At 62.5% G+C, this 14,606-nt stretch carries 14 protein-coding genes; 11 read left to right on the top strand and 3 right to left on the bottom strand.

Annotation, left to right across the window (positions count from 1 at the left end):
• The first annotated feature begins 49 nt into the window (after positions 1-49).
• From ACQKKX_RS16730 to ACQKKX_RS16715, 4 genes are read left to right on the top strand one after another with little or no spacing between them, the layout of a single operon-like run.
• Positions 50-1,126, top strand: coding sequence for an ABC transporter substrate-binding protein (locus ACQKKX_RS16730; RefSeq protein WP_427572193.1), 1,077 nt, complete (start codon positions 50-52; stop codon positions 1,124-1,126).
• A gap of 5 nt (positions 1,127-1,131) precedes the next feature.
• Positions 1,132-2,109 (top strand): FecCD family ABC transporter permease, encoded by a 978-nt coding sequence (locus tag ACQKKX_RS16725; RefSeq protein WP_427572192.1) that lies wholly within the window; start codon positions 1,132-1,134, stop codon positions 2,107-2,109.
• On the top strand, positions 2,106-3,107 hold the full coding sequence (locus ACQKKX_RS16720) for a FecCD family ABC transporter permease (RefSeq protein ID WP_427572190.1): 1,002 nt from the start codon (positions 2,106-2,108) through the stop codon (positions 3,105-3,107). Before ACQKKX_RS16725 ends, ACQKKX_RS16720 begins: the two co-directional genes overlap by 4 nt.
• Entirely contained in the window at positions 3,107-3,895 is a 789-nt protein-coding gene (locus tag ACQKKX_RS16715) for an ABC transporter ATP-binding protein (RefSeq protein ID WP_427572188.1), read from the top strand. The genes ACQKKX_RS16720 and ACQKKX_RS16715 overlap by 1 nt, the downstream gene beginning before the upstream one ends.
• A gap of 70 nt (positions 3,896-3,965) precedes the next feature.
• On the opposite strand, the gene ACQKKX_RS16710 is transcribed toward ACQKKX_RS16715, so the two are convergent.
• Together ACQKKX_RS16710 and ppk2 are read right to left on the bottom strand one after the other, a co-directional pair.
• Positions 3,966-4,931, bottom strand: a complete 966-nt coding sequence (locus ACQKKX_RS16710; protein ID WP_427572187.1) for a siderophore-interacting protein — start codon at positions 4,929-4,931, stop codon at positions 3,966-3,968.
• A gap of 104 nt (positions 4,932-5,035) precedes the next feature.
• Positions 5,036-5,911, bottom strand: a complete 876-nt coding sequence (ppk2, locus tag ACQKKX_RS16705; protein ID WP_427572186.1) for a polyphosphate kinase 2 — start codon at positions 5,909-5,911, stop codon at positions 5,036-5,038.
• 214 nt (positions 5,912-6,125) lie between these two features.
• On the opposite strand from ppk2, the gene phoR reads away from it, so the two are divergent.
• The 7 genes from phoR (at position 6,126) to phoB (ending at position 13,930) form a co-directional block, all read left to right on the top strand.
• Positions 6,126-7,406, top strand: coding sequence for a phosphate regulon sensor histidine kinase PhoR (phoR, locus tag ACQKKX_RS16700; protein WP_427572184.1), 1,281 nt, complete (start codon positions 6,126-6,128; stop codon positions 7,404-7,406).
• A 194-nt stretch (positions 7,407-7,600) separates the two neighbouring features.
• On the top strand, positions 7,601-8,635 hold the full coding sequence (locus ACQKKX_RS16695) for a substrate-binding domain-containing protein (RefSeq protein WP_427572183.1): 1,035 nt from the start codon (positions 7,601-7,603) through the stop codon (positions 8,633-8,635).
• A gap of 194 nt (positions 8,636-8,829) precedes the next feature.
• On the top strand, positions 8,830-10,314 hold the full coding sequence (gene pstC, locus ACQKKX_RS16690; RefSeq protein WP_427572181.1) for a phosphate ABC transporter permease subunit PstC: 1,485 nt from the start codon (positions 8,830-8,832) through the stop codon (positions 10,312-10,314).
• Positions 10,311-11,627 carry a phosphate ABC transporter permease PstA gene (gene pstA / locus ACQKKX_RS16685; protein WP_427572180.1) on the top strand — a complete coding sequence of 439 codons (1,317 nt, stop codon included), beginning with the start codon at positions 10,311-10,313 and terminating at the stop codon, positions 11,625-11,627. Before pstC ends, pstA begins: the two co-directional genes overlap by 4 nt.
• Before the next feature lie 13 nt (positions 11,628-11,640).
• Positions 11,641-12,456 (top strand): phosphate ABC transporter ATP-binding protein PstB, encoded by an 816-nt coding sequence (pstB, locus tag ACQKKX_RS16680; RefSeq protein WP_427572179.1) that lies wholly within the window; start codon positions 11,641-11,643, stop codon positions 12,454-12,456.
• A gap of 52 nt (positions 12,457-12,508) precedes the next feature.
• Positions 12,509-13,222, top strand: a complete 714-nt coding sequence (phoU, locus tag ACQKKX_RS16675; RefSeq protein WP_427572177.1) for a phosphate signaling complex protein PhoU — start codon at positions 12,509-12,511, stop codon at positions 13,220-13,222.
• Between the two features lie 24 nt (positions 13,223-13,246).
• Positions 13,247-13,930 (top strand): phosphate regulon transcriptional regulator PhoB, encoded by a 684-nt coding sequence (phoB, locus tag ACQKKX_RS16670; protein ID WP_427572176.1) that lies wholly within the window; start codon positions 13,247-13,249, stop codon positions 13,928-13,930.
• 80 nt (positions 13,931-14,010) lie between these two features.
• Here the strand turns inward: phoB and ACQKKX_RS16665 are convergent, their stop codons facing one another.
• Complete coding sequence (locus tag ACQKKX_RS16665; RefSeq protein WP_427572175.1) at positions 14,011-14,451, bottom strand: PACE efflux transporter; 441 nt, start codon at positions 14,449-14,451, stop codon at positions 14,011-14,013.
• Between the last annotated feature and the right edge of the window lie 155 nt (positions 14,452-14,606).

The raw sequence follows: 14,606 nt of genomic DNA, 5'->3' as shown, positions 1-14,606 counted from the left end.
AGATTGGGGCCTGTTTATGAAAGACGCCGGATTCGAGCCGCAGACCTGCATGACGATGACGAATGAGGCGATGCCCGCCGAGATCGCAAGCGTCGGTGCGAGCCGCCGCCAGTTTCTGCATGGTCTCGCCGCCGGCCTGTCTGCGCCAGCCCTTATCGGCGCCGGTCTGGTGCTTCCGTCTCTCGCCCGCCCGGCACGGGCACAGGATGGCGAAATCCGCTTCGAACATGCCTTTGGCACGACGGTCCTGGAAAAGCCGGCCACCCGTGTCGTCTCCATCGGCTACAATACGCAGGATCCGCTGCTGGCGCTCGGTACGCCGCCGGTCGGCATTCGCGAATGGTTCGGTGGACAGCCCCATGCCGTCTGGCCCTGGGCGCAATCCTATCTCGGTGGTGCGAAGCCGACGGTGATCTCCGGGGAGGTCTCGATCGAAATCATCGCTTCGCTTCAGCCCGATCTGATCGTCGGCGTCGGTTCCGGTATTTCCCAGGCCGAATACGACGTGCTGTCGCAGGTCGCTCCGGTGCTGATGCAGCCGGCTGACAACCCGTCCTACGGCACCCGCTGGGATATCCAGACCGAAATGTTCGGCCGCGCGCTCGGCAAGAGCGACAAGGCCAGGGAACTGATCGAGAGCAACAAGGCGCTGTTTGCAGCGGCGCGCGCGCGTCACCCCGAGTGGGTCGGCAAGACGGGCGTTTGCGCCTACAATTTCAATGGCGAGACGGGCGCCTTCATCGGCAGCGATACGCGAGCCACCTTCCTTGCCGAACTCGGCTTCACGCCGACCAAGCAGTTGACCGATCTGAAGACGACGCAGGGTTTTTACGCGCCGATGTCGCCCGAAGATCTGTCGGCACTCGATGCCGATCTGCTGGTCTGGGTTTCCTCCTCCGATACCGTGCCGGATATCGTCGCGCTTCCCATGCGCAAGACGCTCAAGGCGCATCGGGAAGGCCGCGAGGTGATGGCCGGCTCGCTGATTGCCGGCGCGCTTTCCTTCGGCAGCGTCCTGTCGCTACCCTTTGCGCTTAAGGAACTGGAAAACGAAATGGCGCTCGCCCTTGATGGCGATCCGGCAACGAAGGTCGCGTCCAGCGTCAAGGCTGGGCTTGCCCCGTGAAGGCTATGGCGCTGTGTGCAATCGCGCTCGTCGTGGCCGCGGTGCTGACATTGACGATCGGCGTGCGGGGCGGCGGCCTGGTCCTGCTCTGGCAGACGTTGAGCGCGTTTGATCCGGCCGACCCTGCCCATATCGCCGTCCAGTCCATCCGTCTGCCGCGTCTGGTCGCAGGTCTGATTGCCGGCGCCGCGCTCGGCATGGCCGGTACGATCATGCAGGCCATCACCCGCAATCCGTTGGCTGATCCCGGTATTCTCGGCATCAACGCCGGTGCGGCCTTTGCGGTCGTCGTCGGTTCTCTCATTGCCCAGCGCGCCGATAACGGGTTGATGGCAGCACTCGCCTTTCCCGGCGCCGGCGCCGCCGCAATTGCCGTTTTCGCGCTTGGCGGCGGGTTGCGTGGCGATGCCGGTCCGGTGCGCCTGACGCTCGCCGGCGTTGCAATCAGCGCCATGCTGCTTTCCTTCGTCTCGGCCATCGTTCTGGCCCGCAACGACGCGCTGGAAGTCTTTCGTTTCTGGGTCACGGGATCGCTGGCACAGGCCGGCATGCGGCCGCTCGGGCCGATGGCGGCAGCAGCCCTGTGCGGCGGCATTCTGGGCCTCGTCATCGCGCCACGCATCGAGGCCCTGTCGCTGGGATCGGCGCTTGCCCGTGGTCTCGGTACAAGGCCGGGTCGCGTCCAGTTCGGCGCGCTCATTGCCGTCACCGCGCTGACGGGTGCCGCCGTCGGGGTCGCCGGGCCGATCGCCTTTCTCGGCCTGCTCGTGCCGCGTATCGCCCGCCGGGTCGGCGGCCATGTTCTGCGCCGCGAACTTGCCGCCGCCGCCATGCTTGGCGCCGCCATCCTTCTTTATGCCGATACGATCGGCCGGATCATCATTCCCCCGGCGGAAATCCGGGTCGGCACCATGACGGTGCTGATCGGCGCACCGATGTTCATCTGGATGGCGCGACGGCTGCGTACGGGAGCGCCGGCATGAACGGCACGATGACGAAAGGGTTTAAGGGCGGCCTGCTACTGGCTCTGGGATTGCTGGTTGCCATCGTTCTGTCGTTGATGATCGGTCAGATCCGGCTGTCGGCGGCGGATTTGTGGACTGGCCTCGTGACTGGCAAGGGCCCCGGCGCGCTGACCCTGCGGGTGCTGCGCGGCCCCGGCGTCGTGACCGCCATCGGGGCGGGCGCGGCGTTCGGCGCATCGGGTGCCATCTTCCAGATTTTGTTGCGCAACCCGCTGGCCGCGCCGGATGTCATGGGCGTGACCTCGGGAGCAGGGGTCGCCGTCGTCGCCGCCGTGCTGCTCGGCACGACCTTGCCCATGCCCCTGATCGCCGCTGCTGGCGGACTTGCCGCCGCCTGCGCCGTCGCCCTCCTCGCCACCCGTCGCGATGGCACCCAGGTGCCGATCACGCTGATGCTGGTCGGGCTCGGCATCGGTTTCCTCGCCACTGCCTTCAACGGCTTCATCCTGACCCGCCTGCCGCCGGAACAGGCAGCGGAAGCCCAACGCTGGCTGGCCGGCTCGCTTGCCGCGCGCGACTGGGGCCACGCCGTCCAGGTGCTGGGATGCGGCGGCGTGCTCGCCATCCTGCTCGCCCTCCAGGTCCGTGCGCTCGGCCTTCTCGAACTCGGCGACGATCTCGCCACCGGCCTTGGTCTGAAAAGCAATCGTGCGCGTCTGCTGCTTGCCGGCACCGGCGTGCTTCTGGCCTCCACGGGCGTCGCCGTTGCCGGGCCCATTCCCTTCGTCGCTCTTATGGCCGGCCCGCTCGGCATGCGCATTACCGGCGCCACCCAGCCTGCCGGCCGCATCGTTTCGGCCGCTGCAACCGGCGCGATCGTCACCGTTCTCGCCGACCTTGCGGCGCGCTCCGTCATACCCGGCCTGCAACTGCCGGCCGGCGTGATGACCGGCATTTTCGGGGCGCCTTACCTTCTATGGCTTCTGTCGCGCGAAATGGACGCCGGGGATATCTGATGACACATGTGGAAGACAACGCACTGACGGCGGACCAGCTGACGCTCGGCTATGGCGAGCGGACCGTCATAAACGCCCTTTCGCTGGATTTTCCGGCCGGGCAGATGACCGCTATTCTTGGTCCCAATGGCTGCGGAAAATCCACGCTCCTGCGGGCGCTGGCCCGTCTTATCGTCCCGGCAGCGGGCAAGGTCCGGCTGGGCGGCGAGGATGTATTCGCCATGGATACGCGTGCGCTTGCCCGGCAGCTCGCCATCCTGCCGCAATCCTCCAAGGCGCCCGAGGGTATTACCGTCGGCGATCTCGTGCGTCGCGGACGCACGCCGTGGCGCGGCCTCTTTTCACCCTGGAGCGAGGCGGATGCCGCCGCCGTCTCCGGCGCCCTGAACGAGGTCGGGCTTGCCGACCTGTCCGACCGACCGATCGACCAGCTGTCCGGCGGCCAGCGCCAACGCGCCTGGATCGCGCTCGTTCTGGCGCAGAATACGTCCTGCCTTCTGCTCGACGAGCCGACCACATGGCTGGATCTTGCCCACCAGATCGAAGTCCTGTCGCTGATCCGCAAGCGCAATCGCGATCAGGCTGTGACCGTCGTCACAGTGCTTCACGATCTCAACCTTGCGGCCCGGTTCTACGACAGGCTGGTCCTGCTCGGCCCGAACGGCATGGTGGCGGCCGGATCGCCGCAGGACGTGCTGACGCAGGAAAATCTGGCAACCGCCTTTGGCCTGGCTGCGCTGGTCATGCCCGATCCGGTGACCGGTACGCCGATGGTGGTGCCGCGATAGGCCTGGCCGGGCGCAGCACTGTCCGCCGCCGGTGCGGGAGCGCCGCACCGGGAAGAGAATGGCGGTAACGTCAGCTCCAGTAGGAAACGGCGGTAAAATCGCGCTTGCCGAAACCGCGGGCCAGAAGGCAGGTGCGGGCGGCCTTGGCGGCATCGCAATGCCCGGCGAACCAGACGTGGCAGGTTTCCGGTGTCTCGCAGCATTCCAGCGCTTCCACCAGGTTGTCGACCGACACGACGCGCTCGTCGCTGGCAAGCTCGCAGAGGTTTTCCCTGGAAACCTGCAGATAGGCCTTCACCTTGCCGGGCGCCGCAGCCAGCATGCGCGAGATCGCCGGCATCGCCGTTTCGTCGCCGAACAGCAGAAGTTCGGCAGCCGCCGGGCAACCGCCGCCGCCCGGACCCATCAGGCCCACGGTCTCGCCGATCGGATTGCTGTCGGCCCAGTCGGATGTCGGGCTGCCTTCATGACGAAAAATGTCGAATTCCAGCCAGTTCTTGCCGGTCGCCATCGTCGTGTAGACCGGCTTGTGCAGCGCGTCCGCGCCTTCCGGCCAGACGGTGCGGCCATTGGCGGCGGTGCGCGGCCAGATCGGCGTGCGGCCGCGCGGGCCGATGAGAATGCGGAAATGCAGGCTGCCGGTGGCAAAACGTTCGGCGTCGTCGCCTTCCAGCCGCACCCGCAGATATCCCGGCGAACGACGCGAGACCGAGGCCACCGTCATCAGCGACAGGCTGGGTGCGAGCGCGCCTTCATCGACTTTGTCCCAGGCAATCGCGAGGTTCTTCCCTTCCAGAAGTTCCGTCACGCTGTCCTGCAAGGTGCGCAGCAGGCGTTCCTCGGGAGAGATCAGAGTCACCTTGACGGAATCGCCTTCGAGAACGAAACGGGCTTTCGAATTCCAAACGCAGAGCGCGATAGCCGAACCGTCTTCCTCCAGCGCGACATCCCAAAGCTTGGCGCGCTCCTTGAGCGCTTCCAACGCCGCGCCGCCTTGCACGGCGATACGGCCTTCCGTCTGATATGTCGCTGCCATGTCTTTCGCCCGGACTGTTGAATCCTTCCGGGCTTCATGCACATTCATGACTATGATTGTCAAGAAAGGGATCGATCACATCCGTCGGAAACACAGAGTATCGGTCAGCGCAGCATTTTGGGACCGCCGAGAATCTTACCGTCTATCTCGCCAATCGCCTCCATGTCGCGGCCGACATAATCGATCGAGCGCAGAATGTGGCGCAGCACGTTGATGCGCGCCCGACGCTTGTCGTTCGACAGAACCACCGTCCAGGGCGCATTGTCCTTATGCGTTCTCTCCAGCATCGCGTCGCGCTTTGCGGTATAGTCGTCCCATTTGGGCAGGCCGGCAATGTCCATCGGCGACAGTTTCCAGGTCTTCAGCGGGTCGTGGCGACGATCGTGAAAGCGTTTCAGCTGCATTTCATGGCCAATATCCAGCCAGAACTTGAAGAAGTGAATGCCGTCATCGACGATCATCTGCTCGATATGCGGCACCGTCTTCATGAAGTCGCGATATTGCTCGATCGTACAGAACCCCATAACCGGTTCTACCACGGCGCGGTTGTACCAGGACCTGTCGAACAGGGTAATCTCGCCGGCGCTTGGAAAATGCGTAACGTAGCGTTGAAAATACCACTGGCCTGCTTCCCTTTCGGTGGGCTTGGCCAGCGCCACGATATGGGCGGAACGTGGATTGAGATAGGCGTGTAGATTGAAGATCGTGCCGCCCTTGCCGGCTGCGTCCCGTCCCTCGAACAGCGCCATCAGGCGTTTGCCGGTGGATTGCAGCGAATACTGCAGCTTGACCATCTCGATCTGCAGCGCTTCCAGCTGCGCGTTGTATTTGTCGCGGTTCAGCTTGTCCTCGTAGGGAAAGCCGCCGGAGGACAGGGCCCTTTCCTCCACCCAGTCGGGCAGGTTCGGATCGTCGATATTGAAGATGCGCTTCTTGCCCTTGATCTCCAGTTCCACGGCGCGGCTCTGATCGATATCCATATTGTGGCGTCCTTCCGGGATTTCCGTTCTGTCTTGAAGAACCAAGCTAGGGCGGTCGCGCGCACACGGCCAGTTGTGACGTCGCGGCTTTCAGCGCTGTCGTTGCAAAGCTGTGCAAAAAAGCATCCGCCCGGGGTGATCGATGCATATCTGTCATGATCGCGCTATAAAACCGCCCGTTATCGTTCCGACAAGTTGGCGATCGGGAGCGCGGATGAGCGTGGTGGAAGCGGTGCAGAAAGACGGTAGGCAGACAGGCATGCAGGTGGCGTCCAAGATCCGGCGCGGCTGGCCGATTTTCGTCGTCGCCACACTTGTCGCGATCATTGCCTGGCTCTTGCACATCGACATTTTGATGGTCGCCGCCGGCTGGGTGCTGATCGCCCTGTCCGTCTTCGCCATCCGCCTCGGGTCCGCGGCCGTGACCAATACGCCGGAGGAAGAGGGAATCGAGGACGATGCCGACGACCAGCCTCTAGCCGAAGTGGTAAGCGCCTACCGCGCACTTGATATCCCCATCCTCATCCTGTCCAGCGACGCCACGGTTCTCTTTCACAATCCGGCTGCCGAAAGGGCGCTGGGCGAGTTTCCCCAGGGTGCGCATCTGTCCGCCCGCCTGCGTTCCCCCGGCATTCTCGACATGGTGCGCGAAACCGTGGCCACCGGCGAGCCGAACCAGATGGAACATTCCGAGCGGCTGCCGTCCGAACGTGTCTATATCCTGCGCATTGCCCCCATTCTCGCTGAAGGCGCGCCCGTCGGTTCGGCGCGCTTCTACGTCCTGTCCTTCCGGGACGTTTCCGAACTGCGCCGGCTCGACCGTATGCGCTCCGATTTCGTCGCCAATGCCAGTCACGAATTACGAACGCCGCTCGCCTCGCTGCGCGGCTTCATCGAAACCATTCAGGGTCCGGCCAAGGCGGATGCCAGGGCCCAGGAAAAATTCCTCGGCATCATGCATGACCAGGCAACCCGCATGAGCCGGTTGGTCGATGATCTTCTGTCGCTATCGCGACTGGAACTGAAATCCCATATCGCACCCGATCAGCGCGTCGATCTGTTACCGCTGGTTTGTCATGTCCGCGATGCGCTTCTGCCGCTGGCATCGGATCTCGGCGTCGATATCCGCATGCACATGCCCGAAGGCAAGGTGGAAGTGACCGGGGACCGCGACGAACTCGTGCAGGTCGTCGAGAACCTGATCGAGAACGCCTGCAAATACGGACAGGAAGGCGAGGTCGTCGATGTCTACCTCACCCGCGAAGAGGGGCAGCCGGTCGAATTCAGCGTGGTTGATCGCGGACCGGGCATTCCGGCCGAGCACGTGCCGCGTCTGACCGAGCGTTTCTACCGAGTCAGCGTTGCCGACAGCCGCTCCAAGAAGGGCACCGGTCTTGGGCTTGCGATCGTTAAGCATATTCTCACACGCCACCGTGCACGGCTGATCGTGAAGTCCGAAATCGGCAGGGGAACCACATTTACCGTGCGGTTTTGACGTAAAAGTCGAATGTGAGATTCATTCGACGGAAATTAATGGTATTTTTCAAGAAGATAAACTGTCACAATTGTTTCATCGAAGTGACATAAAAGCGGTGGCCAAGGACAGCTAAGACGTGGCTGCCGAGAGCCGGAAAGCGCCCAGACACCGGCTTCAAACGCTTTTTAGAAACCCATACCGGGAGAACATCGATGAACATGTTGAAACTTTCCGCAGCAGCTCTGGTGGCTTCTGTTGCCTTCGCTGGTGCAGCTGTCGCCCGCGATCAGGTTCAGGTCGCCGGCTCCTCCACCGTTCTTCCCTACGCGAAGATCGTTGCCGAGACGTTTGCTGAAACCTTCCCGAACTTCAAGGCTCCGGTCGTTGAATCGGGCGGCACCGGCGGCGGTCTGAAGGCGTTCTGCTCGGGTGTGGGCGAAGGCACGATCGACATTGCCAACGCATCGCGCAAGATCAACAAGGCTGAAGCCGAAGCCTGCAAGGCTGCCGGCGTCAACGACGTTCAGGAAATCCGCATCGGTTACGACGGCATCGTATTCGCATCCGACTCCTCCAACGGCGACATGAAGATCGAGCCGAAGGACCTCTACAAGGCTCTCGCCGCTGAAGTCGTCGTTGACGGCAAGCTGGTTGCCAACCCCTACAAGAACTGGTCGGAAATCAACGCCTCGCTGCCGAAGGGCGCGATCGCCGCCTACATCCCGGGCTCCAAGCACGGCACCCGCGAAGTCTTCGAAGAGAAGATCATGGCTGAAGGCTGCAAGGAATCTGGCGCCACCGACGTCATCAAGGCTGCCATCACCGATGCCAAGCAGGCTGCCGCCAAGTGCGTCGCCATCCGCAAGGACGGCGTTGCTGTCGACATCGACGGCGACTACACCGAAACGCTCGCACGCATCGCTGCCAACAAGACCGGCCTCGGCGTCTTCGGCCTGGCCTTCTACGAAAACAACAAGGACAAGCTGAAGGTTGCGACCGTTTCGGAAGTCGTTCCGTCGACCGAAACCATCGCAAACGGCAAGTACCCGGTTTCGCGTCCGCTGTTCTTCTACGTGAAGAAGGCTCACCTGGGCGTTATCCCGGGCCTTAAGGAATATGTCGAGTTCTTCATCTCCGACGACATGGTTGGCCCGGACAGCCCGCTGGCTGAATACGGCCTGGTTGCTGCTCCGGACGATCAGCGCGAAGCTGTTCGCAAGGACTTCGAAGCCGGCAAGACCATGTAATGAACGACCCGGCGCCGCCTTCCAAAGGCGGCGCCGTCTTCTTCTTCTAAGGCCTTGGGGTGTGACCCGATCAGGGGTTGGCCCGCAGCGGACCCGCAGTTGCGACTGCGTTGTGTAACCGCGAAATAATCGGTTCCGATGATCGGGATTGTGCGGTAAGCGTGCCGCCGATGGCGGTAGGCCGGGGGATAGTGATGAGCACACCATTGATTTTATTGGTATTGGCGATCATTGCGATCGTCTGTTACGTCGCCGGGACGCGGCGCGCCATGGCCATTGCCGACGGCGTGTCGTCCAGGCTGCATTCACGCCAGGGCTATTACGGCACCTTCGTCGCGATCTGCGCGACCGTGCCTGCCGCTGTCGTCCTGGTGGTCTGGCTGATCGCCAGCCCGCTCTACATCAATTCCACCGTGCGTGACGGTTTTCCGGAAGAGGTGCAGGCCCAGTCGGAAGCGCAGCAGGGGCTGAGCTTCGGCATGGTCGGTTCGCTCGCGCGCGGCATGGATGTCCTCACGCTCGAGGAAATCGATGCCGTCGGCGCAAACCCGGCCGAACTGCGCGCCAAGCTCGGCACCAAGGGCGTGGCTCTTGCCGGCGATCCCGAGCCCTGGATGGTCGCATCGGCCGGCGATCTCAACGCCATGCAGAAGATCAGCAATCGCGTCATGACCGCGGTCGTGCTGATCGTTGCGCTCGCCGGTGCCGGCCTGTCCTATGTCCGCATCGCACCGCGTTTCCGCGCCCGCAACCGCGTCGAAAAGGTCATTCTTTCGGCGCTCGTCCTAGCATCGTCGATCGCCATCGTCACCACGATCGGCATCGTGATGTCGATGCTGACGGAAGCCGGGCACTTCTTCGGCCGCGTCCCGGCCTGGGAATTCTTCTTCGGTACCGTCTGGGATCCGCGTTTCGCGGCGGCCGGCGCCACCGCATCGGAGGGCCAGTTCGGTCTCATCCCGCTGCTTGCCGGCACGCTTTATATCGGCTTCGTCGCGATGCTGGTCGCCGTTCCGGTCGGTCTGTTCTCCGCCATCTACATGTCGGAATATGCATCCCCGAAGGTGCGCTCGGTCGCCAAGCCGCTGCTTGAAGTCCTGGCCGGCATTCCGACCATCGTCTACGGCTTCTTCGCGCTCACCTCGGTCGGTCCGTTCCTGCGTGATATCTCGGCGCAGCTGAATGGTCTCGTTACCGGCGAATATGCCAATTTCATCCAGGCGCAGAGCGTTCTGACGGCCGGGTTCGTCATGGGCATCATGCTGATCCCTTACGTCTCCTCGCTGTCGGACGACATCATCACCGCAGTGCCCCGCGCCCTGCGTGACGGTTCGCTCGGTCTCGGTGCGACCAAGTCCGAAACCATCAAGAAGGTCGTCATGCCGGCAGCCCTGCCGGGCGTCGTCGGCGCTCTGCTGATGACCGCTTCGCGCGCCATCGGCGAAACCATGATCGTGGTGCTTGCCGCCGGTGTTGCCGCCCGCATGCAGCTCAATCCGTTCGAGCCGATGACGACCGTGACCGTCAAGATCGTCAGCCAGCTGACGGGCGACCTTGAATTCACCTCGCCACAGACGCTCGTCGCCTTCGCACTCGGCATCACGCTGTTTGCGATCACGCTTTGCCTCAACATCTACGCGCTCTTCATCGTGCGCAAATACCGGGAGCAGTATGAATGACCGACGTGGTTTCTTCCCCCGCCGACGTGCTGACCAGGCCCGCCCGCCGCGACATCGGCATCAAGCGTCGTTACCGCGCAGAGCGTCGCTTCCGTGCCTATGGCATCGCCGCACTGTCCTTCGGTCTTCTCTTCCTCTTCCTGCTCTTGTGGTCGGTCGTTTCCAAGGGTTACACCGCCTTCCAGCAGACGATGATCACCGTCCCGGTCGAGTTTTCCGAACAGATCATCGACAAGGATAACGAGCGCGCCACCAATCCGCAGAAGCTGATGACGGCGAACTATCCGATCGTCGCCCGCAATGCGGTCGCCAAGGCGCTCGGCGTTGCCGAAAGCGACACTTCGGCCCTGCGTGCGGTCAACCAGATGATCTCCAACGGCGTGCGCGCCCAGTTGCGCGACATGGTTGTTGCCAACCCGCAGATCATCGGCACCACGCAGACCGTCTCGCTGCTCGCCGCCGGCGATATCGACAGTGCCTGGAAAGGCCAGATCAACCTCGAAGTGTCGGAAGACAACCGCAAGGTTTCCGACCAGCAGGTCGGCTGGATGAACAAGCTGGCCGAAGCCGGTGCGCTCGCCAAGCATTTCAACGGCGGCATCTTCTTCAACGGTGCGTCCAGCCGTCCGGAAGCCGCCGGCGTCGGCGTCGCCCTGATCGGCTCGTTCTACATGATGCTGATCGTGCTTGTCCTGTCGCTGCCGATCGGTGTTGCCGCTTCGATCTATCTTGAGGAATTCGCACCGAAGAACAGGCTGACCGACCTGATCGAGGTGAACATCAACAACCTCGCGGCCGTGCCTTCGATCGTTTACGGTCTTCTCGGCCTTGCCGTCTTCATCAATTTCATGGAACTGCCGCGCTCGGCTTCGCTGGTCGGCGGTCTCGTTCTGACCCTGATGACGCTGCCGACCATCATCATCGCCACCCGCGCGGCGCTGAAGGCGGTTCCGCCGTCGATCCGGGCTGCCGCACTCGGGCTCGGCGCGTCGAAGATGCAGACCATCTTCCACCACGTTCTGCCGCTTGCCATGCCGGGCATCCTGACCGGCACCATTATCGGCCTGGCGCACGCGCTCGGCGAAACCGCGCCGCTTCTCCTGATCGGCATGGTCGCCTTCGTCGCCAACTACCCGACGACCCCGCTCGATCCGTCCACGGCCCTGCCTGTTCAGATCTACATGTGGGCCAACGAGGCGGAACGCGCCTTTGTCGAAAGAACCTCGGGAGCGATCATCATCCTGCTCCTGTTCCTCATTGTCATGAACGTCGGCGCGATCCTCTTGCGTCGTCGTTTCGAACGGCGCTGGTAGAAGGAGCTCTGTTATGAACATGATGTCTGAAGCAGCAGTGGAAAAGGCGCTAGACAAGAAGATGAATGACATGTCCTACAAGATGATCGGCAACGACGTCTCCGTCTATTACGGCGAGAAACGCGCCCTGTTCGACGTCAACCTCAATGTTCGCGAAAACACGGTCACGGCTCTCATCGGCCCGTCGGGTTGCGGCAAGTCGACCTTCCTGCGCACGCTGAACCGCATGAACGACACGATCGAAGGCTGCCGCGTCACCGGCAAGATCACCCTCGATGGCGACGATATCTACGACAAGGAAATCGACGTCGTGGAACTGCGTGCGCGCGTCGGCATGGTGTTCCAGAAGCCGAACCCGTTTCCGAAGTCGATCTACGAAAACATCGCTTACGGCCCGCGTATCCATGGTCTGGCCAAGAACAAGGCGGACATGGACCAGATCGTCGAGGCCAGCCTTCAGCGCGCGGGTCTGTGGACGGAAGTCAAGGATCGTCTGCAGGAAGGCGGCACCGGCCTGTCCGGTGGTCAGCAGCAGCGCCTGTGCATCGCGCGTGCCGTTGCCGTTTCGCCGGAAGTCATCCTGATGGACGAGCCCTGTTCGGCGCTCGACCCGATCGCAACCGCAAAGGTCGAGGAACTCATCCACGAACTGCGCGCCAATTACACGATCGTCATCGTCACGCACTCCATGCAGCAGGCCGCCCGCGTGTCGCAGCGTACGGCGATGTTCCACCTCGGCCAGCTGGTCGAGGAAAACGACACCGACAAGATGTTCACCAACCCGGATGACCAGCGTACGCAGGATTACATCATGGGCCGTTTCGGCTGATTTGGGTGCTTCACCCGGATTGCCAGACCTTACGACATCAAGGATCAGAAAAATGGTTTCGACCCATATTCTTTCGGCCTACGACGAAGAGCTGAAATACCTGAACCGCCGCATTTCCGAAATGGGTGGCCTGGCCGAGCAGATGTGCTCCGATGCCGTGCGCGCCCTCGTCAACTCGGATACGGCGCTTGCCCAGAAGATCATCTCCGACGACGTGATCCTCGATCACGCCGAACGCGAGATCCAGGACAAGGCGATCGTGACCATTGCCAAGCGCCAGCCGATGGCGTCCGACCTTCGCGAGATCATCGGGACGCTGCGCATCGCGGCCGATCTCGAGCGCGTCGGCGACCTTGGCAAGAACACCGCCAAGCGCGTCATTGCCGTGCAGGGCACCGGTGTGCCGCGCAAGCTTGCCCGCGGTCTCGAGCATCTCTCCGAGCTTGCCCTGGTGCAGCTCAAGGACGTCCTCGACGTCTTTGCCAGCCGCTCGGCCGAGAAGGCGGAAATCATCCGCCAGCGCGACGAGGAAATCGACGCGATGTACACGTCGCTGTTCCGCGAGCTCCTGACCTACATGATGGAAGATCCGCGCAACATCACGTCGTGCACCCATCTCCTGTTCTGCGCCAAGAACATCGAGCGCATCGGCGACCACGCCACCAACATCGCCGAGACCATCTATTACATCAAGACCGGTGCCCAGCTCGAAGGCGAACGTCCGAAGGACGATACGGCAAACACGGTTGGTGCGCTCGTCGAGTGACGGGCGGAACGGAGCAGATCAGACATGCTACCCAAGATCGCGGTCGTTGAAGACGAAGAAGCGCTGAGCGTGCTTCTTCGTTACAATCTCGAAGCCGAAGGATACGAGGTCGACACCGTGCTGCGCGGTGACGAAGCCGAAATCCGACTTCAGGAACGCGTTCCTGACCTTCTCATCCTCGACTGGATGCTGCCGGGCGTTTCCGGCATTGAGCTGTGCCGACGGCTGCGCATGCGGCCGGAGACCGAACGACTGCCGATCATCATGCTGACGGCACGCGGCGAGGAGAGCGAACGGGTTCGTGGCCTGGCCACCGGCGCCGACGATTACGTCGTAAAACCGTTCTCCACGCCCGAACTGATGGCCCGCGTCAAGGCGATGCTGCGCCGTGCCCGTCCGGAAGTGCTCTCAAGCGTCCTGAAATGCGGCGACATCGAGCTCGATCGCGAAACCCACCGCGTTCACCGCAAGAGCCGCGAAGTCCGGCTTGGACCGACCGAGTTTCGCCTGCTGGAATTCCTGATGGTGTCACCCGGCCGCGTCTTCTCGCGCTCGCAGCTGCTGGATGGCGTCTGGGGCCATGATATCTATGTCGACGAGCGCACCGTCGACGTGCATGTCGGGCGCCTGCGCAAGGCGCTGAACTTCTCCAACATGCAGGATGTCATCCGCACCGTTCGTGGCGCGGGCTATTCGATGGAAGCCTGAGACGCTTTATCTGCGTTGAAATTGAAAAGGCCCGGATGTGCATCGCGCATCCGGGCCTTTTCTCATTCATCCGCTGTGATTTACTCGGCGGGAGCCTGCGCCTCGCGCCATTCCGGCAGCGGAAAGATCCGGTCATAGGCCATGTTGAAGACGAAGGCATAGACCAGATAGAAGGTCGCAAACGAGATATCCATCACCAGCGCCTGCCAGATCGTCACCCCAAGATACCAGGCGATGAACGGTAGCAGCACGACCAGCAGGCCGAGCTCGAACAGGAAGGTGTGGGCGACACGCAAGGGCAGCGTCTTTTGAGTGCTGCCGCGGAATTTCTGCATCAGATGGTCGAAGCCGAGATTGTAGACATAGTTCCAGGCCGTGGCGACGGTTGCCGAAACGATGCCGACGACGCCGACATGCTCGACGGGCAGGTGGAAAACGAAGGATGCGAGTGGCGTGAAGATTGCCAGCCCGATGACCTCAAAGCTAATGGCATGACGAATACGATCGCGCGTGGTGCGCATAGTCAACCCCTTGGGTTTGGCCGGGTCGTCCCGGTGTTTCATGCCCAGTACGGGGGAGGTCGTCCTCGCAAGCCGTAATTAGGTGTTTGCCCATCTAATGGCAAGCGGCGTTACGGCAAACCTGCCTTGCAACCAGGCAAATGCCGGATCGGTAG

The sequence above is a fragment of the Neorhizobium sp. NPDC001467 genome (genome assembly GCF_050275975.1).
Classification (GTDB): Bacteria; Pseudomonadota; Alphaproteobacteria; order Rhizobiales; family Rhizobiaceae; genus Neorhizobium.
The sequence above is the reverse complement of the archived record's forward strand: the minus strand, read 5'-3'. Positions and strand labels throughout refer to the sequence as shown.